This window comes from Rhizobium sp. NXC14 (assembly GCF_002117485.1).
In the GTDB taxonomy this organism is placed as follows: Bacteria; Pseudomonadota; Alphaproteobacteria; order Rhizobiales; family Rhizobiaceae; genus Rhizobium.
In genome coordinates this window covers 3,526,820-3,546,298 of record NZ_CP021030.1, presented here as the reverse complement: position 1 = coordinate 3,546,298, position 19,479 = coordinate 3,526,820, and the positions used below count along the sequence as shown (strand labels likewise).

At 60.7% G+C, this 19,479-nt stretch carries 15 protein-coding genes; 11 read left to right on the top strand and 4 right to left on the bottom strand.

The window, feature by feature from the left end:
- Positions 1-183: 183 nt before the first annotated feature.
- Positions 184-384 carry a helix-turn-helix transcriptional regulator gene (locus NXC14_RS17430; RefSeq protein ID WP_085779196.1) on the top strand — a complete coding sequence of 67 codons (201 nt, stop codon included), beginning with the start codon at positions 184-186 and terminating at the stop codon, positions 382-384.
- On the opposite strand, the gene NXC14_RS17425 is transcribed toward NXC14_RS17430, so the two are convergent.
- Positions 361-1,086 carry a sugar transferase gene (locus tag NXC14_RS17425; protein WP_085779195.1) on the bottom strand — a complete coding sequence of 242 codons (726 nt, stop codon included), beginning with the start codon at positions 1,084-1,086 and terminating at the stop codon, positions 361-363. The two genes, NXC14_RS17430 and NXC14_RS17425, sit on opposite strands and share 24 nt — an antisense overlap.
- A gap of 585 nt (positions 1,087-1,671) precedes the next feature.
- Positions 1,672-2,469 (bottom strand): 3'(2'),5'-bisphosphate nucleotidase CysQ, encoded by a 798-nt coding sequence (gene cysQ / locus NXC14_RS17420; protein WP_085779194.1) that lies wholly within the window; start codon positions 2,467-2,469, stop codon positions 1,672-1,674.
- Positions 2,470-3,002: 533 nt separating this feature from the next.
- Between cysQ and NXC14_RS17410 the strand changes: the two genes are divergently transcribed.
- The 6 genes from NXC14_RS17410 to NXC14_RS17385 all read left to right on the top strand — a co-directional run bounded on the left by NXC14_RS17410 (position 3,003) and on the right by NXC14_RS17385 (position 8,536).
- Positions 3,003-3,905 (top strand): branched-chain amino acid ABC transporter permease LivH, encoded by a 903-nt coding sequence (locus NXC14_RS17410; protein ID WP_064811172.1) that lies wholly within the window; start codon positions 3,003-3,005, stop codon positions 3,903-3,905.
- A gap of 4 nt (positions 3,906-3,909) precedes the next feature.
- Positions 3,910-5,301, top strand: coding sequence for a high-affinity branched-chain amino acid ABC transporter permease LivM (gene livM, locus NXC14_RS17405; protein ID WP_085779193.1), 1,392 nt, complete (start codon positions 3,910-3,912; stop codon positions 5,299-5,301).
- Positions 5,301-6,176, top strand: a complete 876-nt coding sequence (locus tag NXC14_RS17400) for an ABC transporter ATP-binding protein (RefSeq protein ID WP_064804536.1) — start codon at positions 5,301-5,303, stop codon at positions 6,174-6,176. Before livM ends, NXC14_RS17400 begins: the two co-directional genes overlap by 1 nt.
- Positions 6,176-6,919, top strand: a complete 744-nt coding sequence (locus tag NXC14_RS17395; protein WP_176536353.1) for an ABC transporter ATP-binding protein — start codon at positions 6,176-6,178, stop codon at positions 6,917-6,919. The genes NXC14_RS17400 and NXC14_RS17395 overlap by 1 nt, the downstream gene beginning before the upstream one ends.
- 18 nt (positions 6,920-6,937) lie before the next feature.
- Positions 6,938-7,291 (top strand): DUF6867 family protein, encoded by a 354-nt coding sequence (locus tag NXC14_RS17390; RefSeq protein ID WP_085779192.1) that lies wholly within the window; start codon positions 6,938-6,940, stop codon positions 7,289-7,291.
- Between the two features lie 120 nt (positions 7,292-7,411).
- Entirely contained in the window at positions 7,412-8,536 is a 1,125-nt protein-coding gene (locus NXC14_RS17385) for a branched-chain amino acid ABC transporter substrate-binding protein (RefSeq protein WP_085779191.1), read from the top strand.
- A gap of 193 nt (positions 8,537-8,729) precedes the next feature.
- Here NXC14_RS17385 and NXC14_RS17380 read toward each other — a convergent pair whose 3' ends face one another.
- Entirely contained in the window at positions 8,730-9,647 is a 918-nt protein-coding gene (locus NXC14_RS17380) for a response regulator transcription factor (protein WP_085779190.1), read from the bottom strand.
- The gene (locus NXC14_RS17375; protein WP_085779189.1) at positions 9,640-13,023 is read right to left on the bottom strand and encodes an ATP-binding protein; all 3,384 of its coding nucleotides are present in this window, start codon (positions 13,021-13,023) and stop codon (positions 9,640-9,642) included. Before NXC14_RS17375 ends, NXC14_RS17380 begins: the two co-directional genes overlap by 8 nt.
- A 177-nt stretch (positions 13,024-13,200) precedes the next feature.
- Here NXC14_RS17375 and NXC14_RS17370 point away from each other — a divergent pair, with 177 nt between their 5' ends.
- The 4 genes from NXC14_RS17370 (at position 13,201) to urtC (ending at position 19,474) form a co-directional block, all read left to right on the top strand.
- Positions 13,201-15,105 carry a phosphatase PAP2 family protein gene (locus NXC14_RS17370; RefSeq protein WP_085779188.1) on the top strand — a complete coding sequence of 635 codons (1,905 nt, stop codon included), beginning with the start codon at positions 13,201-13,203 and terminating at the stop codon, positions 15,103-15,105.
- A gap of 179 nt (positions 15,106-15,284) precedes the next feature.
- Positions 15,285-16,577 carry an urea ABC transporter substrate-binding protein gene (urtA, locus tag NXC14_RS17365; RefSeq protein WP_085779187.1) on the top strand — a complete coding sequence of 431 codons (1,293 nt, stop codon included), beginning with the start codon at positions 15,285-15,287 and terminating at the stop codon, positions 16,575-16,577.
- Positions 16,578-16,688: 111 nt separating this feature from the next.
- On the top strand, positions 16,689-18,314 hold the full coding sequence (gene urtB / locus NXC14_RS17360) for an urea ABC transporter permease subunit UrtB (RefSeq protein WP_085779186.1): 1,626 nt from the start codon (positions 16,689-16,691) through the stop codon (positions 18,312-18,314).
- Entirely contained in the window at positions 18,311-19,474 is a 1,164-nt protein-coding gene (urtC, locus tag NXC14_RS17355; protein WP_085779185.1) for an urea ABC transporter permease subunit UrtC, read from the top strand. The genes urtB and urtC overlap by 4 nt, the downstream gene beginning before the upstream one ends.
- Positions 19,475-19,479 lie beyond the last annotated feature (5 nt).

Sequence of the window (19,479 nt, the reverse complement as noted above, 5' to 3'; positions counted from 1 at the left end):
TCGCATTGCACGACACTGACCGGAAGCAATACATTTTCGCTACTCGGGCAGCGATGTCGGCACGGGAGTACTCTGTGGCAATGCGCTATGGCTGCGTGAGATTCTGGACCGCCTCTCACGCAACAGCAATCCGGAAGATGGCTTGCCGGAAACGTCTAGCCGGCGCCAGATCGAAGAGCTGCGTTGTCGGCGAAACGCACGAGCAGCGATGAGATTGCGATCATTCTCGATCTCTCGTCGCACGCGGTCGATGGTTATCTGAAGAGCGCGATGTCCAAGCCATATACGGTCAACCGCACGCAGGAGATCGCCAGAACGGCACCGGCCGCCCTGGGGCAGCCGGCCCTTTCTCACAAAAGTTTAGAAGCCTTTTCCGCCGGTTAGTTCGGATACGACGGTCCCGGCGATGATTCGCATATCCATCAAAATCGAGAAATTCCCGACATAATAAAGATCACAAGCGATGCGGGCGCGCGCCTTGGCGGGACGATCGGTCGGACCGCGCAGGCCACGCATCTGGGCAAGACCGGTCATGCCGGGGCGCATCGCATGGCGCTGATGATATTCGGGTACGAGCTCTTCATAGAGCATGCCGCCGGCGCGCATGCCGATTGCATGGCAGCGAGGACCGACGACCGACATGTCGCCCAACAGCACGTTCAACAACTGCGGCAACTCATCGATATTCGTGCGGCGCAGAATAGCGCCGATGCGGGTGATGCGCGGGTCGTTCTTCACCGTCTGGGCAACGCCCGAGACATCGCAAAGATCGGTGCGCATGGAACGGAACTTGTAGACCTTGATGGCCTTGCAGTTCTTACCCCAGCGGGTCTGCTTGAACAGCACCGGTCCTGGGCTGTCGAGCTTGATCAGCAGGGCTATGAGGAGAAGGAAAGGAGCGAGGACGAGGAGGGCGCTCAACGACGAAACTATGTCGAACGCCCGCTTCAGGGCGAGGTCCATCCACGGCGCCTGGGAGGCATCGCTGTGGATAACAGGGGTCTGAATCTTCAAGCTCGGCTGCTGGCGGCGGCTCGGTCGGAAGGAATCAGTCGAAATGGTGTTGTTTAATTCCGTGATGCTCAAGGATCGTACTCTGTTGTCTTCGAGGGGCGCGGCGGCAATAGGCGATCAATGGTTTGCCCTGTGACCAGGGCTGCACTCAGGTGTTGGTAACCCTACTAAAACGGAAAAATGCGACAATTGTGTAATGGTGTCCAGAGAAATATCGCATCGCAACAAATCTTTCGCACCTGCGTTAAGTTGAGGCAAGCTCATGATATTTCGTTAAGAATTACAATTTCGTCAAGGTTTCTAGGCCTTTGGCCATGGCTTCCATGGGGCTGTCCTCGTGTTGTTTCGACACGCGACCGACGGTCGGCTGACGGCATTTTTAACGAATTCCGACGTGAATTTTTTTGCCGGATATGTTCGGCCGTTCTCAAAGTGTGTCAGAATATGACAAAATCAAGGCCGAATCGACAAGCTCCAAACTGTGAGCGATGGAGAGGCAAGCCGGCCGGAATCACGCGACCGCCCCGGCCAAATCGCTTTCCAATTTGTGCGAGGGTGTGCTGTGCGATCGAGCGCGGTAGGGAATGCCGCGGCAGGCGCAGAACATCATAACGGGCGGCATCGCGCTATCACGGCATTTGCCGAATGCCTGGATGGTCACGCGGGTTCGAGAACGCGTTTCCTGCCGCCCCAGGAGATGAAGTTGGGGTTGGCAAAGTCGAAATCCGCCGCCGCCCCCGTCTTGCCATAGGTCAGCAGCGCCCCGTCGAGCGTCACTGTCGACCCTCCGGCGGCGCGCAGCACCGCGTCGCCGGCCGCGGTGTCCCACTCCATCGTGCGGGTGAAGCGTGGATAGACGTCGGCCTTGCCTTCCGCCAGCAGGCAGAATTTCAGCGAAGAGCCGATATTGGTGCATTTGGAGATCGCATGATCGGCGAGGAAGGTTCCTGTCTCCGGGCTGTTGTGACGAAGGCTTGCAAGTGCCAGCCGATCGTCCGGCTGCTCGCGCACGGCAATTGCGGTGCGTGCCCTAATGGTGAAATCCTCGGTGACATCAAGCCTTTCGGCACGGCCGCGTTCTCCTGAGAAGGCGAGCCCGAGCGCCGGCGCGTAGACGATCCCGGCGACCGGGGCGCCGTTCTCGATATAGGCGATGTTGACGGTGAATTCCTGCCGTCCGTCGACGAATTCACGGGTGCCGTCGAGCGGGTCGACGAGGAAGAAGCCCCGGCCGCTGATGTCGGGCACGTTGCCAGCGGCAACCGACTCTTCCGCCACGACGGGTATGTCGGGATAATCCCTGGAGAGATGGGCGAGGATGATGCGTTCGGCCTCCTCGTCGGCAACCGTAACCGGACTTGCGTCCGCCTTCATGGCGATGGGAAAGCCTTCGCGCAAAACCGCGATGATGGCCTTACCGGCTTCGAGCGCCGCCTTTTCAAATGTGGTCAGCATTGTCCTTTGCCGTTCGCCGCGCCGCGAGCGCCCGCTGTCGCTCGTCGTCAACCATCCCTGTCGCACCAGATATCGATATGGTGGTTCTCGCCGCGCCCCGAACCCCGAAAACGCAGATAGTTGATGCTACCATAAGTTCATGCAGCTGTCAGTCGAGGATGGCGGCATTTGCATGTGAAAAACCATTCGCAAAAACTGCGGGCTCAAGGGTTGAATTTGCGCTTTCTTCCAGCCTTGCGGAATAGCTTACGTGGGAAGCGACGCAGGAAATCGAAGGCGCGCTTGCCGGATGGTTAAGCCGGCAGAGGATTTTGGCTAAAAATGGGTCGGGCTTTGCCGATTTTCTGTGGATTCTGGTTCAAAATGCGCCATTTACGCCTGTTCGAACAAGAATCTGCTGGAGTAGCCCCTTTTTGTCTTCACATTTTCAACGAAACCGGTATGGATGCGGCCCATGAGGTTCCTTGAACGGGGAGCCGAATAACCAAAAAGAGATGCAGCATCCTCGGCTCGCATCCAGGGGAAAACGACATATGGAGTATTTCGTCCAGCAGCTCTTCAATGGGCTGACGCTCGGATCCATCTATGGCCTCGTGGCTATCGGCTATACGATGGTTTATGGCATTATCGGCATGATCAATTTCGCCCATGGCGACATCTTCATGCTCGGTGGTTTCGCCGCTCTTATCGTCTTTCTCGTCCTTACATCCATCTTCGCAGGTCTCCCGGTGGCAATTTTGCTGCTGGCCATGCTTGTCGTTGCGATGCTGATGACGAGCTTGTGGAATTGGACGATCGAGCGTGTTGCCTACCGTCCGCTGCGCGGATCCTTCCGCCTTGCACCGTTGATCACCGCAATCGGCATGTCGATCGTGCTGTCCAACTTCATCCAGGTGACGCAGGGACCGCGCAACAAGCCGATTCCGCCGATGGTGAGCTCGGTTTACCAGTTCGGCAACATCTCGGTGTCGCTGAAGCAGATCATCATCATCCTGATCACGGCGGTGCTGCTGACCGTCTTCTGGTATATCGTCAATCATACTGCGCTTGGCCGCGCCCAGCGCGCCACGGAGCAGGATCGCAAGATGGCGGCGCTGCTCGGGGTCAATGTCGACCAGACGATCTCGATCACTTTCGTCATGGGGGCGGCGCTGGCTGCCGTCGCCGGGACGATGTATCTGATGTATTATGGCGTCGCTTCGTTCGCCGATGGTTTCACGCCGGGTGTGAAGGCGTTTACCGCAGCCGTTCTCGGCGGCATCGGCTCATTGCCGGGCGCCGTTCTCGGCGGGCTGATGATCGGCCTGATCGAATCGCTGTGGTCGGCCTATTTCACCATCGCGTATAAGGATGTGGCGACCTTCGCCATCCTCGCTTTCGTGCTGATCTTCAAGCCGACGGGCATCCTGGGACGGCCGGAAGTCGAGAAGGTATAACGTCATGGCAAACATCGAGAATTCTGCAGGCAAGCCCGATGCCGGACTTGTCCGCAAAGGTCTTATCGAAGCCCTTTTCGCCGCCGTCCTGTCGCTCGGCATGTTTGTTCTTTATGTCGGTCTGAAGACCGATCAGAACATCAATAACGAGCTGATCATCATCCAGCGCTGGGGTCTGCTGGCGATTTTCGTCGCCATCGCGGCGATCGGCCGTTTCGCCATGGTCGTTTTCATCAAGCCGAATATCGACCGCCGCAAATTGCGGAAGGCGCGGGAGGGCGATCTCGACATTTCGACCGAGAAGAGCTTCTTCCATCGGCATTTCCTGAAGATCGCGCTGATTGCGCTGCTGCTCTATCCGATGGTAATCGTGGCGGCAGTCGGCGCTCAGGGTTCATTGAAATGGGTCGACAATTTCGGCATCCAAATCCTGATCTATGTGATGCTCGCCTGGGGGCTGAACATCGTCGTCGGCCTCGCGGGCCTTCTCGATCTCGGCTATGTCGCCTTTTATGCGGTCGGCGCTTATTCCTATGCCCTGCTGTCGAGCTATTTCGGCCTGTCCTTCTGGTTGCTGCTGCCGCTTTCCGGCATCCTGGCTGCGCTCTGGGGCGTCATTCTCGGCTTCCCGGTGCTGCGTCTGCGCGGCGACTATCTCGCCATCGTCACGCTCGCCTTCGGTGAAATCATCCGCCTCGTGCTGATCAACTGGACCGACGTGACCAAGGGAACCTTCGGTATCTCAAGCATTCCAAAGGCAACGCTCTTCGGCATTCCCTTCGATGCGACGGCCGGCGGCTTTGCCAAGCTCTTTCACCTGCCGATGTCTTCCGCATACTACAAGATTTTCCTCTTCTACCTGATCCTGGCGCTGTGCATGTTGACGGCTTACGTCACCATCCGCCTGCGGCGCATGCCGATCGGGCGTGCCTGGGAAGCGCTGCGTGAAGACGAGATCGCTTGTCGTTCGCTCGGCATCAATACGGTGACGACCAAGCTGACGGCGTTTGCGACCGGAGCCATGTTCGGCGGCTTCGCGGGTTCGTTCTTCGCCGCTCGCCAGGGCTTCGTCTCGCCGGAATCCTTCATCTTCCTGGAATCGGCCGTCGTTCTCGCCATCGTCGTTCTCGGCGGCATGGGCTCGCTGACCGGCATTGCGATCGCCGCGATCGTCATGGTGGGCGGTACCGAAGCGTTGCGCGAAATGGATTTCCTGAAAGCAGTCTTCGGGCCCGACTTCACGCCGGAACTCTACCGTATGCTGCTCTTCGGTCTCGCAATGGTGGTCGTCATGCTGTTCAAACCGCGCGGTTTCGTCGGATCGCGTGAACCAACCGCCTTCCTCAAGACACGCAAGGCCGTATCCGGAAGCTTCACCAAGGAGGGCCACGGTTGATGAGCCCCGTCACCAATACGATGTCGAGCGACACGCTTCTCAAGGTCGAGCACCTGTCGATGAAGTTCGGCGGCCTGATGGCCATCAACGACTTCTCCTTCGAGGCCAAGCGCGGCGACATCACCGCGTTGATCGGTCCGAACGGCGCCGGCAAGACCACCGTCTTCAACTGCATCACCGGCTTCTATAAGCCGACGATGGGGATGATCACGCTTAATCAGAGAAGCGGCAAGCAGTACCTGCTGGAGCGTCTCCCGGACTTTCGTATCACCAAGGAAGCCAAGGTGGCGCGCACCTTCCAGAACATCCGGCTGTTTTCCGGCCTGACGGTTCTGGAAAATCTGCTCGTCGCCCAGCACAACAAGCTGATGCAGGCGTCGGGTTATACCATTCTCGGCCTCATCGGCATCGGCCCTTATCGGCGAGAAGCCGCCGCAGCCGTCGAGTTGGCGCGTCATTGGCTTGAAAAGGCCGATCTGATCGAGCGTGCAGACGATCCAGCAGGCGATCTGCCTTACGGCGCCCAGCGCCGTCTCGAGATCGCACGTGCAATGTGCACGGGCCCGGAATTGCTCTGCCTGGACGAACCGGCCGCAGGCCTCAACCCACGCGAATCCGCTAAGCTCAACGAGCTTCTGCAGGGCATTCGCGCCGATACCGGAACCTCCATTCTCCTTATCGAGCATGACATGTCTGTGGTTATGGAAATCTCCGATCACGTCGTCGTCCTCGAATATGGCCAGAAGATTTCCGACGGCACGCCGGATCATGTGAAGCACGATCCAAAGGTCATTGCGGCCTATCTCGGCGTCGAGGATGAAGAAGTGGAAGAGGTGATCGCAACCGTCGAGCAGCTCGAAGGAGGCGCAAACTGATGGGCGATGCAGTCATGACGGGTCAACCGCTTCTTCAGGTGAATGGCGTCGAAACTTATTACGGCAATATCCGCGCGCTGGCCGGCATCGATGTCGAGGTCAACAAGGGCGAGATCGTCAGTCTGATCGGCGCGAATGGCGCCGGAAAGTCGACACTGATGATGACGATCTGTGGCAGCCCCCAGGCCCGTAAGGGATCGGTCGTCTTCGAGGGTCGCGAGATCACCCGTATGCCGACCCATGAAATCGCACGCCTGCGCATCGCGCAGTCGCCGGAAGGGCGTCGCATCTTCCCGCGCATGACGGTCATGGAAAACCTCCAGATGGGCGCGGGTCTCGACAATCTCAAATATTTTGCTGAGGACGTCGAGAAGATCTTCACGCTCTTCCCGCGTCTCAAGGAACGCCATGCCCAGCGCGGCGGCACGCTTTCGGGCGGCGAGCAGCAGATGCTGTCGATCGGCCGCGCGCTGATGGCGCGTCCGAAGCTCTTGCTGCTCGACGAACCTTCGCTCGGCCTGGCGCCGCTGATCGTCAAGGGGATTTTCGAAGCGATCCGGAAGCTCAACGAGCAGGAAGGCCTCACCGTGTTCCTCGTTGAGCAGAACGCATTCGCGGCACTGAGGCTTTCGCACCGCGCTTATGTGATGGTGAACGGCAAGGTGACGATGAGCGGCTCCGGCAAGGAACTGCTCGCCAATCCGGAAGTCCGCGCCGCCTATCTCGAAGGCGGAAGACACTAGTCGAAGGGAGAGTTTAACATGCAGGGACTTTTCTTCGAAAGTGACGACGGCGTTCGCGTCGTCATCCGCGCCCTCGTGGTTCTGATCGGTTTCTGGACGGCCTGGCGAGCCGGCAAGGCTGTTGCTGACGGCTGGAACAATTATCCACTGGCCGTCGTCTACACCTTCCTCCTTGCCTGGGCGATGCAGTTTCTACACCACGCCCTGTTCAATGGGCCGATGCTCAGCGCCCTCTACTATGGCATCGACTTCGTGACCTTGCTTGTCTTCTCGACGGCAGGCTTTCGCTTTCGCCGTACCAATCAGATGGTCAACAACTATTACTGGCTGTACGAAAAAACTTCCGCGTTTTCGTGGAAGGACAAACATTGACAGTCCGTTGAAACTAGGCATGAATTGCCTTCAGAGCGGAACAGCTTTCCTGGCGCAGTCTATGGTGGGTAATGCGTCGGGCCTTGGACCGGAACCCGCCCAAAAATTGGGAGTAACAATATGAAGAAGTCTCTTCTGTCGGCAGTGGCTCTGACGGCGATGGTCGCCTTCAGCGGCAACGCTTGGGCCGACGTCCTCATCGCTGTCGCTGGTCCGCTGACCGGCCCGAACGCCGCTTTCGGCGCTCAGCTTCAGAAGGGTGCCGAGCAGGCAGCCGCCGACATCAACGCTGCTGGCGGCATCAATGGCGAGCAGATCAAGATCGAGCTCGGCGACGACGTTTCCGACCCGAAGCAGGGCATTTCCGTTGCCAATAAATTCGTTGCCGACGGCGTCAAGTTCGTCATCGGCCACTTCAACTCGGGCGTTTCAATCCCGGCTTCGGAAGTCTATGCCGAAAACGGCATCCTCGAAATCACCCCGGCCGCTACGAACCCGAAGTTCACGGAACGGGGCCTCTGGAACACGTTCCGCACCTGCGGCCGTGACGACCAGCAGGGCGCCATCGCCGGCAAGTATCTCGCCGACCATTTCAAGGACGCCAAGATCGCCGTCATTCATGACAAGACCCCATACGGTCAGGGCCTTGCAGACGAAACCAAGAAGGCGATGAATGCCGCCGGCCTGACGGAAGTCATGTACGAAGGCATCAACGTCGGCGACAAGGACTTCTCGGCCCTCATCGCCAAGATGAAGGAAGCCGGCGTCTCGATCATCTATTGGGGCGGTCTGCACACCGAAGCCGGTCTCATCATCCGTCAGGCCGCAGACCAGGGCCTGAAGGCAACGCTGGTTTCCGGTGACGGCATCGTTTCGAACGAGCTGGCCTCGATCGCTGGTGACGCTGTCGCCGGTACCCTGAACACCTTCGGCCCCGATCCGACGCTGAACCCGGCGAACAAGGAGCTCGTCGAAAAGTTTAAGGCTGCTGGTTTCAACCCGGAAGCCTATACGCTCTACTCCTACGCTGCGATGCAGGCGATTGCCGGCGCTGCCAAGGCTGCCGGTTCGGTGGACCCTGAAGCCGTCGCCACGGCCATGAAAGAAAAGGGTCCGTTCCCGACGGTGCTCGGCGACATTTCGTTCGACGAAAAGGGCGACCCGAAGATTCCTGGCTACATCATGTACGAATGGAAGAAGGGCGCGGACGGCAAATACACCTACGTCCCGCAGGAGACTAAGTAAGCTTAGCTTCCTCTCTAGGAATATGATCATTGAAGCCCGGTTCACCGGGCTTCTTTTTTGGCGGCGCTTCGTCCACCGGGCGGTCAGCCGGTGAAGCGGCGCTGGCTTGGCCGGATGGAGAAGGTGGTACTGCTGCTGCTTGTCAGCGGTGCGGTGGAGGAGACGTGATCCCCGGAACGCCTTCCGCTATCCATCACATCTCATGCAGCACATGCGTCGCCTTCACGGCGGCCGATGCGCGATTCTCTACCCCGAGTTTCACGTAGATCTGTTCGAGGTGCTTATTCACGGTGCGCGCTGACAAACCCAGTATTTCGCCGATGTCACGGTTGGCCTTGCCCTTGGCGATCCAGAGCAGCACTTCGGATTCTCGTTGGGTGAGCGAAAAACGTTGGCGCAGCATCTCGTCGTCACTACGGTGGCTGGCGGCGGTGAGGCGGAAGAGATATTCATCCGGGCCGATCGCGCCAAGGAAGGCAAGCTGCAGCGCTGCCTGGCCGGCATGGCTGATTGAGATGATGCCGTCTCGTCCCGCGCCTGGGCGGTCGCGCATCCAGCCGGCAATATGACGGACGACGATCTCCATGCCGTCGTCACTGCCCATGGCGGCATTGACCAGCCGCGTTGCCTGCGGCGTCGACCAGTGGATCGCACCATCGCCCTTGACCGCCAGCAGGTGACGGCCGGCAGCGTCCAGTGCAACGCGGGCGCTCTGGGCCGAGCGGGCATTGCGCAGATGGACGCGGATGCGGGCGCGCAGTTCGTCGATGTTGATCGGTTTGGTGAGGTAATCGACGCCGCCGGATTCCAAGGCGTGCACGACATGCTCGGTCTCCGTCAGGCCGGTCATGAAAATCACCGGCACCTGGCCGACGGCGGCATTTGCCTTCAGCCTGCGACAGGTCTCAAAGCCATCCATCACAGGCATCACAGCGTCGAGCAGGATCAGATCAGGCGTGATGCGCTCGACGATGCCAAGCGCTGCCGTGCCCGAGGTGGCGATGAGAACGGAGAAGCCGGACTGTTCGAGCGCATCCGTCAGGAAACCGAGTGCCTCCGGCGAGTCGTCGACCAGCAGAACGATGTCGCGGGGGAGGGCCGGCTCAGCCAATGGATTCCACCTTTTCGTCGAAGTCGTGCAGGAAGGACATGAAGCCGGCCAGATCGAAGGCGGCCACATAGGGTCGAAGAGCCTCCGTGAATGGCCGATTTGCCTCCACCTTGGCAAGGTCCGAAAGCTTGGCTTCGATGCCCTTGATGTAACCGATCTCGCCGAGCCGTAGCAATTCCTGCACATGGGTTGCACCCGGGCCTAGCAGCTGCGCCTCGATCTTTGCAGGAGCGGCGGGCGCGTCATCGGCATAGACCCAATTCAGGCCGAGATGCAGGGCAAGCTTGTCACGCAGTTGGCGAATGTCGATCGGTTTGCCGATAGCGTCATTGTGGCTGTCGTCGCTGTCGCTCAGAACCGTCGCATCGCCAATATTGGCCGAAAGCATCAGCATTGGTGCCGTCTGGCCGGCCTCACGCAGACGCGAGACGAGCTGCCAGCCGCTCATGCCGGGCATCAGAATATCGACGAGGAACAGATCGGGCTGGATGCCGTCGATCAGTGTCAGACACTCGGCGCCGCCTGCCGCCGTCAGCACGATGAAATCGAGCGGCGCCAGGATTTCACGCATCATCTCGCGGTGATCCTCATTATCGTCGACGACGACGATGGTGCGGCGCGGACCGTCGTAGCCGACGATGCGTTTTTCCTGCGGCGGTGCGGCGGCGCGCATGACGGCGGACAGCATGAGCCGCACACGGAATGTCGAACCTTCATCCTTGACGCTGGATACCGCAATCTCGCCGCCGAGCGTGTTGGTCAGAAGCCGGGTGATGGTGAGGCCGAGGCCGAGGCCAGGCATCGGCCGCACGCTGTCTGCCTCGCCCCGCTGGAAAGGTTCGTAGATGCGTGTCAGGTCTTTTTCGGCAATGCCGCGGCCGGTATCGGTGACGGTGAAGGTCGCGACCTGGCTGCGATAGGCGACATCGAAGGCGACGCTGCCTTCGTCGGTGAACTTGATGGCATTGGAGAGCAGGTTGACGAGGATCTGGCGCAGGCGCTTTTCGTCGGTGCGGACGAATTGCGGCAAAACAGGCGAACGGTCATGTAGAAAGACAAGTCCCTTGGCCTGCGCCTGCGGGCGGAACAGCTCGACGATCTGGTCGAGGAAGTCATGGATATTGATCTCGTTGGAATAGACCTGCAGGCGGCCGGCCTCGATCTTCGAAATATCGAGCAGGCCGTCGATCAGCCCCGAGAGATGTTCGGCGCTGCGGCGGATGACCTTGATCGAGGATTGGCGCGGCGCCGGGATCGTTTCGTCGCGTTCGAGGATCTGGGCATAGCCGAGCACGGCGTTCAAAGGTGTGCGCAGCTCGTGGCTGAGGCCGACGACATAGCGGCTCTTGGCGCGGTTGGCGGCCTCGGCCGTCTCCTTGGCGTTCTGAAGGGCCGCATCGGTTTTCTTGTGGGCGGCGATTTCTTTGAGCAGCAGCGTGTTCTGGCGCGAGGATTCCTCCTCGGCGACGACGCGACTATCATGGGCGAGCACATAGAACCAGCAGACGACGCCTGATATCACCGAGAAGACGAAGAAGACGATCAGAATGGTGCGATTGACCACCTCTGCCGTCTCCGGCGAGGCGGAGGCGACCTGATGGGCGATCATCGCCAGGATCGCGCCGATGGCGGTCAGCGCCAGCGCCACGGCGATGCCGTAGCGGCCAAGGCGTGTCGTCAGCTTGCCCAGAACGCTCTCCGGCAGCAGCCTCCTCGCGACGGTTCCGACCTGTGCGTTGAAACGCGCGGCCGGCTTGCACATGTCGTGGCAGCGGCTGTCGAGCGAACAGCAGAGCGAGCAGATCGGGGCTGCATAGGCCGGGCACCAGGCCATATCCTCCGGCTCGAAAGGATGCTCGCAGACAGAGCAGGTGATGCTGGTCAGATTCTTCCAGCTCTGGCGCGGCTTGCGGGCGAGATAGAACTTGCCCCTCGTCGCCCAGGCAATGGCAGGCGAGGCAGACAGCGCGATGACGAGGGTGATATAGGGAGCAAGCGACGCGGCCATCTCGCCGAAAGCGCCGAAGTGGGCGATCAGCGATATCGTCGCCGACAGCGTCATGGCGCCGAGGCCGACCGGGTTGATGTCGTAGAGATGGGCACGCTTGAACTCGATGCCGGCAGGCGCGAGCCCCAGCGGCTTGTTGATGAAGAGATCGGCGGAGATCGTGCAGAGCCAGGCCATCGCGATGATCGAGAAGATGCCGAGCGTCTCCTCCAGCAGCCGGTAGATGCCGAGTTCCATCAAAAGCAGGGCGATCGCAACATTGAAGACAAGCCAAATAACGCGGCCGGGATGGCTGTGGGTCAGCCGGGAAAAGAAATTCGACCAGGCGAGCGAGCCGGCATAGGCGTTCATCACGTTGATCTTGAGCTGCGAGACGACAACGAAGGCGGCCATCAGCAGTAGCGCAGCATTGTGCCAGGGAACCATGTAGCCGAAGGCGGTGAGGTACATCTGCGCGGGATCGGCGGCGCGGTCGAGGGGAACGCCGGAAGTGAAGGTGAGCACGACCAGGAAGGAGCCGGCAAGCAGCTTCGGCGCGCCGATGATAACCCAGCCGGGTCCGGCAAGGAAGACGGCTAGGCGATGGCGCCATTTGCGCTGCAGCACCGGCGGCAGGAAGCGGAGGAAATCGGCCTGCTCGCCGATCTGCGACATCAGCGCCAGAATGACGGCGGAGGCGGCGCCGAACTCCATCAGATCGAAGTCGGCGATGGTACCGGGCGGGCCGGAAGCGTGGCGGATGCCGGAAAAGGCGCGCCAGAGATCGAATTTCTCCCAGTCCATGAAGGCGATGAAGATGAAGGGCAGGATGTTCAGCACGATCCAGAAGGGCTGGGTGATCAGCTGGAACTTGCTGATCAGCCGCACGCCGTGCGTCACTAGCGGGATCACCATGACGGCGCTGATGATGTAGCCGATCCAGAGCGGAATGCCGAGGGTGAGCTCCAGGGCCCCGGACATGATCGAGGCCTCTATCGCAAACAGCATGAAGGTGAAGCTCGCATAGATCAGCGAGGTGATGGTCGAGCCGATGTAGCCGAAGCCGGCGCCGCGCGTCAGAAGATCGATGTCGACGCCATGGCGTATGGCGTAGCGGCTGATCGGCAGGCCTATTGTCAGCATGACGATCGAGGCGACGATGATGGCGTAGAAGGCGTTGGTGGTGCCGTAGGAGAGGGTGATCGCCCCGCCGATCGCTTCGAGCGCCAGGAAGGAGATAGCGCCGATTGCCGTCTGCGAGATGCGCTCAGACGAAAAATGGCGGGCGCTCTTTGCGGTGAAGCGCAGCGCATAGTCTTCAAGCGTCTGGTTGGCGACCCAGCGATTATATTCGCGTCTCACCGGAATGATGCGTTGGCGCGCTGTCATGCCCTCTTTCCGGCACTCTCGTTGGGCTCATCGTTTCCACGGCAGTTTTGGCGGGATGGACGGGAAAGGCAAGGGGTGAGCACTGGCGGATTTGCAGAACAGTCATATTTTTGAAACGGCTCTGTCACATATCCGCTCTAACCCTACCGCCACTCGTTAAACATTTCGGGTATACTCATGTCTGTTTCAAAACTTTGCCGCCTGAGCACCGCTCTCGTCAGCCTTCTTTCGGTCGTGCCCTCGCTTGCCGCCGCAGAGCAAGCCACAAGCGCGAAAGCGCCCTATGCCGAGACCGGAAACACCAACAAGCGCGGTGACGCTTGCTTCTCGACGGCCGACACCAACGCCGCCGTCCATCTTCTCTCCGGCTTCCTCGAAGTATGGATGCCGCGCACGCCTTTCGTCGATGCCGGTGTGGAAGCCGCAGCCAAGGACAATTGCCCTGCAGTCGCCAAGTCAGATTGGGACGGCATTCCCTTCAGCAAGACCGACGGCCAGATCGTCAACAAGCCAGTCCATGATGCTAATATCGCCTATGTCGTGAAGGCGACGAAGGCGCGAACGGCCGAGCAGGCGGTTGCCGCCTATCTTGACGATCGGCGCGGCAAGAATGCCAGCATCGTCGATGGTCTCGGTCCGCTGACGGATGCCTGGAAGGCCGGTTCCAAGCAGATCACCACGATCACTGAGGTGGCGGCCGACGCGACGACGGTCAAATATGACGACAAGGGCAACAATCGCGGCGCCGGCAGCAAAGCGGATACGGAAAACAAGACCGACGCCAACCCGGACATGGGCCTCGCCATCGACTTCATCAATGCCGCAAGCGGCGATGGCTCGACGGAGCCCGCCAAGCGCTATTTCAAATATGCCCGTCCCTATCGCTGGAGCCCGGACGTCTCGGTCGTCCCGACGCTCGAGCCCGCCAAAAGCAGCAAGCCGGTCGAGGACGGTGGCTTCCCCAGCGGACATACGGCGGAAGCCTGGCGGGATGCGCTCGCCATGGCCTATTTGGTGCCGCAGCGATTCCAGGAAATGATCGCGCGCGCCAGCGAAATGGGTGAAGACCGCATCCTTGCAGGCATGCACTCTCCGCTCGACGTGATGGGCGGCCGCATGCTCGGAACCGCCACGGTCGTCTATAACCTGAACAAGTCCGACAATTCAGCGCTGAAGAGCGCTGCCTACGCCCAGGCGCAGTCATGGCTGATCGCCAAGTCGGGTGTTGCCGATGCGGGTGCGCTCGAAGTCGCCGCCCATGCAGCGCCGCTTTCGGCGGACCGTTTCGCCGATCACGAAGCCAATCGTGCCTATGTGCTGCAGCGCCTGAGCTATGGGCTGCCGACGATCCATGCGACCGATCAGCCGGCCCGCGTGCCGCAGGGCGCCGAAGCGCTTCTGGAAACCCGTCTGCCCTATCTTGATGGTGAACAGCGCCGCGAGGTGCTTGGTACAACGGAAATCGCCTCGGGCTATCCGCTGCTCGACGACGCGGAAGGCTACGGCCGCCTCAACCTGTTTGCCGCCGCCGACGGTTACGGCGCCTTCGAACAGGACGTGACCGTGACGATGGATGCGGCAAAGGGCGGCTTCAATGCGATCGATACCTGGCGCAACGACATCGGCGGCAAGGGCAGACTGGTGAAGCGCGGCAGCGGCATTCTCGGTCTTTCCGGCGCCAACAGCTATGCCGGCGGCACCGTGCTGGAAGAGGGCGTGCTGGTTGCCGGCTCTCCCTCGGCCCTCGGCGCCGGCGGGTTGATGGTCAATGGCGGTTCGCTCATCGTGGCCGCCGACAAGCCCTTAGCCGTGGGCGGCGACTATCAGCAGCTCGCCAGTGCGACGGCGAAGCCGACGCTCGGCGCGAATGGCGCCGGCACGCTGGTCGTTGCAGGCAAGGCGGCGCTTGCCGGCGATCTTGACGTGGCGCTCGCCCATGGCTTTGCGCCGGCGCCGGGAACGAAGATCGAAATCCTGAAGGCTGCCGCCATTACCGGCACCTTCGGCAAGTTCACCATCTCCGGCCACAGGGCGACCCTGTCTTACGGCCCGAACTCGGTCACCTTGACGATCGACGGCTAATATCGAACCGACCGGGCACCCCTGCGGCGGGGATGCCCTCCTCGTCATGACTGCGCATTCGGCCCCTGCGCCTACGTCATTTTGCGTATGTGTTTTTGCGCTGCAGCACCCGATAGTCCTCTCGGCAACAGTTAACTCCGTTTCCGGCCTGTTGCGGAACAAGAGAGGGGATCAACCATATGAATCTCAAATCCACGATTACGGGTGCCGCGCTCGGCGCCATCATGACAGCTTCGGCTGCCTTCAGCAGCGCGATTGCCGCCGACGATACGATCAAGGTCGGCGTGCTGCATTCGCTCTCGGGCACGATGGCAATTTCCGAAACCACACTGAAAGACGCCATGCTGATGCTCATCGACGAGCAGAACAAGAAGGGCGGCCTTCTCGGCAAGAAGCTCGAAGCTGTCGTCGTCGATCCGGCGTCCGATTGGCCGCTCTTTGCCGAAAAGGCGCGTGAGCTGATCGAAAAGGACAAGGTCGCCGCGGTCTTCGGTTGCTGGACGTCGTCCTCGCGCAAGTCGGTGCTGCCGGTTTTCGAAGAGCTGAACTCGCTGCTCTTCTACCCTGTGCAGTATGAAGGCGAGGAATCCTCGCGCAACATCTTCTACACGGGTGCGGCTCCGAACCAGCAGGCGATCCCGGCTGTCGACTATCTGATGAAGACCGAAGGCGTGAAGCGCTTCGTGCTCGAAGGCACCGACTATGTCTACCCGCGCACGACCAACAAGATCCTGGCAGCCTATCTCGAATCCAAGGGCATTCCGAAGGAAGACATTCTCGTCAACTACACGCCGTTCGGGTTCTCCGACTGGCAGACCGAGGTCGCCAAGATCAAGGAATTCGGCTCTGCCGGCAAGAAGACCGCCGTGGTCTCCACGATCAATGGTGACGCCAATGTGCCGTTCTACAAGGAGCTCGGCAACCAGGGCATCAAGGCGACCGACATTCCGGTTGTCGCCTTCTCGGTCGGCGAAGAAGAGCTTGCCGGCCTCGACACCAAGCCGCTCGTCGGCCATCTCGCTGCCTGGAACTACTTCGAGTCGGTGGAAAGCCCCGCCAACAAGAAGTTCATCAAGGAATGGCACGCCTTCACAAAGAACGACAAGCGTGTGACGAACGATCCGATGGAGGCCGCCTATATCGGCTTCAACGCCTGGGTGAATGCCGTCGAGGCCGCCGGCACCACCAATACCGATGCCGTTCTCGATAACATCATCGGCGTCACCGTTCCGAACCTCTCCGGCGGCTATGCCACCGTCATGCCCAACCACCACATCACCAAGCCGGTGCTGATTGGTGAAATCCAGGCCAACGGCCAGTTCGAAATCGTCCAGCAAACGCCCGCTGTCGTCGGCGACGAATGGTCGGACTATCTGCCGGACTCCAAGGACCTGATCTCTGATTGGCGCAAGCCGTTGAACTGCGGCAACTTCAACGTTGCCACCGGCAAGTGCGGCGGCAAGGGCTCCTGAGGAGACCCATCCGCTGATAGCCTGAAGACTTCCGTCCGGAGCCGATCCGGGCGGAAGCTCCATCTTTACCGCTGCGCCGCAAGGCCGACGACACTCAAGGCGAGAGAGCCGATGTTTCGCGCCATCCAGATTCTCCTTCTGACATTTTGTCTGATGCTTTCGGGCCTGACGCTTTCTGGGACCGGCCTTCGCGCCGAGGACGACGTGCACGCTCTCGTCGATGCGCTCGGCGTCGGCGGCTTTCCCGAGCGCGACGCGGCCATCCGGGCGCTTGCCGCTTCCGGGGATACGCATGTCAGCCAGATCCTGCAGCAGCTGAGCGACGGCCAACTCTACGTCAATTCGGAGGGTGGTCCCGTGCTCGTGCAGGGCGGGACGGAGGACGAGCCCACCTATTCCGATCCGATCACCGGGGAGGCGGTTGCCGATGTTGATCCCGACTTGATGTCGAAGGTCAAGATCAACAATGCACTGCGCACCACGATCACGACGATGATGAGCCAGCTGACGCTTCTGAGCCCGGATCGCTCGGCGCGGCTCGCTGCGGCCGAGGGCATGCTTAGGGATGCCGATCCTGCCAATCTCGAACTCCTGAATTCGGCTCTTTCAGCCGAGAAGGATGGCGAGATCAAAAACACGATGGAAGCGGCGCGGGCCGTGATGGTGCTGAAGAGCGATGCCGGTCTCGAGGAGAAGCGGGCTGCCATCGATATGATCGCCGCCCGCGGCGGCCGCGATGCGCTGACGATCCTGACGACGGCGATGGCGAATGCGCCCGACGATCTGAAGCCCGCGATCCAGACGGAGATCAATTCGATCAACCGTGACCTGGCGCTCTGGGACGTCGTCCAGAACGTCTGGTACGGCCTGTCGCTCGGCTCGGTGCTGCTCTTGGCCGCTATCGGCCTTGCCATCACCTTCGGCGTCATGGGCGTCATCAACATGGCGCATGGCGAGATGGTGATGATCGGCGCCTATACGACCTATGTCGTGCAGGAAACGATCGCCTCGGCCTTCCCCTCGCTTGCCGATTATTCACTGGCCTTCGCGGTGCCGGCTGCCTTCCTCTTCACCGGTCTGGTCGGTCTCGTCATCGAACGTTCGGTGATCCGCTATCTCTACGGCCGCCCGCTGGAGACCCTGCTTGCCACCTGGGGCGTGTCGCTGATCCTGCAGCAGGCGATCCGCAGCTATTTCGGCCCGACCAACCGCGAGGTCCGCAATCCGAGCTGGATGTCCGGTGCCTTCGATTTCGGCGGGCTGGTCATCACCTGGAACCGGCTCTGGATCATCGCCTTCTCTGTGGTGGTATTCCTGACGCTCCTGATGCTGCTCAAGCGCTCCGCCTTCGGGCTGCAGATGCGGGCGGTGACGCAGAACCGGCGCATGGCTTCCTCCATGGGCATCCGCACCGGCTGGGTCGACGCCTTCACCTTCGCGCTCGGCTCCGGCATCGCCGGCATGGCCGGTGTGGCGCTCTCGCAGATCGATAACGTCTCGCCGAACCTCGGCCAGAACTACATCATCGACAGCTTCATGGTCGTCGTATTCGGCGGGGTCGGCAATCTCTGGGGCACGCTGGTCGGCGCCCTGTCGCTCGGCGTCGTCAACAAGTTCCTTGAGCCCTTCGCCGGCGCCGTGCTCGGCAAAATCCTGGTGCTCGTCCTCATCATTCTGTTCATCCAGAAGCGTCCGCGCGGGCTCTTCGCACTCAAAGGAAGGGCGGTGGAAGCATGATAACGGCCTTCCTTCTCCGATCGCTCGATCGCAGGATCACAATCGCCGTCGCCCTGCTGCTGGCGGTCGCCATTCTCGTGCCGGTGCTGAACCTCGCCACCGGGCCAACCCATCCGCTTCACGTCCCGACCTACATCATGGCGCTGTTTGGCAAGTATCTGACCTATGCGCTGCTGGCGCTGGCGCTCGATCTCGTCTGGGGCTTCTGCGGCATCCTTTCGCTCGGCCACGGCGCCTTCTTCGCGCTCGGCGGTTATGCGATGGGCATGTATCTGATGCGCCAGATCGGCTCGCGCGGCGTCTACGGCGATCCGATCCTTCCCGACTTCATGGTGTTCCTGAACTGGAAGGAGCTGCCCTGGTTCTGGTACGGCTTCGACCAGTTCTGGTTCGCGGCGCTGATGGTGCTCCTCGTGCCTGGGTTGCTCGCCTTCGTCTTCGGCTGGTTCGCCTTCCGCTCGCGCGTCAACGGCGTCTACCTCTCGATCATCACCCAGGCGATGACCTATGCGCTGCTGCTTGCCTTCTTCCGCAACGACATGGGTTTCGGCGGCAATAACGGCATGACCGATTTCAAGGACATCCTCGGCTTCAACATCCAGGCAGACGGCACGCGCGCAAGCCTCTTCGCCGCGACCGCGATCTTTCTGGCGCTATCGCTGACGATCGCCTCGGCAATCGTCCGCTCAAAGTTCGGCAAGGTGCTCGTCGGCGTACGCGACGCCGAAAGCCGCACACGTTTCCTCGGCTACCGCGTCGAGCATTTCAAGCTCTTCACCTTCGTCGTCTCGGCGATGATGGCGGGCATTGCCGGCGCGCTCTACGTGCCGCAGGTCGGCATCATCAATCCCGGCGAATTCGCGCCCGCAAACTCCATCGAAGTCGTCATCTGGACGGCGGTCGGCGGGCGGGGAACGCTGATCGGGCCGATCATCGGGGCGATCCTCGTCAATGGCGGTAAGACGATTTTCACCGGTCTCTTCCCCGAGTTCTGGCTGTTTGCGCTCGGCGGTCTCTTCGTCGCCGTTACGCTGTTCCTGCCGAAGGGCGTCGTCGGCACCATCGCGCACCAACTCGGCAAACGGAAGGCCGTCACCGACGCTGTACCCCCGGCGGCAGAGGAAGATGACATCGAAGCGAAAATCCAGGCAGCGGAGTGAGCGCC

Excerpts from the sequence above, each read along its gene's own strand:
- cysQ (WP_085779194.1), bottom strand. The coding sequence starts at position 2,469 with ATGCTGACCACATTTGAAAAGGCGGCGCTCGAAGCCGGTAAGGCCATC.
- NXC14_RS17410 (WP_064811172.1), top strand. The coding sequence starts at position 3,003 with ATGGAGTATTTCGTCCAGCAGCTCTTCAATGGGCTGACGCTCGGATCC.
- livM (WP_085779193.1), top strand. The coding sequence starts at position 3,910 with ATGGCAAACATCGAGAATTCTGCAGGCAAGCCCGATGCCGGACTTGTC.
- NXC14_RS17400 (WP_064804536.1), top strand. The coding sequence starts at position 5,301 with ATGAGCCCCGTCACCAATACGATGTCGAGCGACACGCTTCTCAAGGTC.
- NXC14_RS17395 (WP_176536353.1), top strand. The coding sequence starts at position 6,176 with ATGGGCGATGCAGTCATGACGGGTCAACCGCTTCTTCAGGTGAATGGC.
- NXC14_RS17390 (WP_085779192.1), top strand. The coding sequence starts at position 6,938 with ATGCAGGGACTTTTCTTCGAAAGTGACGACGGCGTTCGCGTCGTCATC.
- NXC14_RS17385 (WP_085779191.1), top strand. The coding sequence starts at position 7,412 with ATGAAGAAGTCTCTTCTGTCGGCAGTGGCTCTGACGGCGATGGTCGCC.
- NXC14_RS17375 (WP_085779189.1), bottom strand. The coding sequence starts at position 13,023 with ATGACAGCGCGCCAACGCATCATTCCGGTGAGACGCGAATATAATCGC.
- NXC14_RS17370 (WP_085779188.1), top strand. The coding sequence starts at position 13,201 with ATGTCTGTTTCAAAACTTTGCCGCCTGAGCACCGCTCTCGTCAGCCTT.
- urtA (WP_085779187.1), top strand. The coding sequence starts at position 15,285 with ATGAATCTCAAATCCACGATTACGGGTGCCGCGCTCGGCGCCATCATG.
- urtB (WP_085779186.1), top strand. The coding sequence starts at position 16,689 with ATGTTTCGCGCCATCCAGATTCTCCTTCTGACATTTTGTCTGATGCTT.
- urtC (WP_085779185.1), top strand. The coding sequence starts at position 18,311 with ATGATAACGGCCTTCCTTCTCCGATCGCTCGATCGCAGGATCACAATC.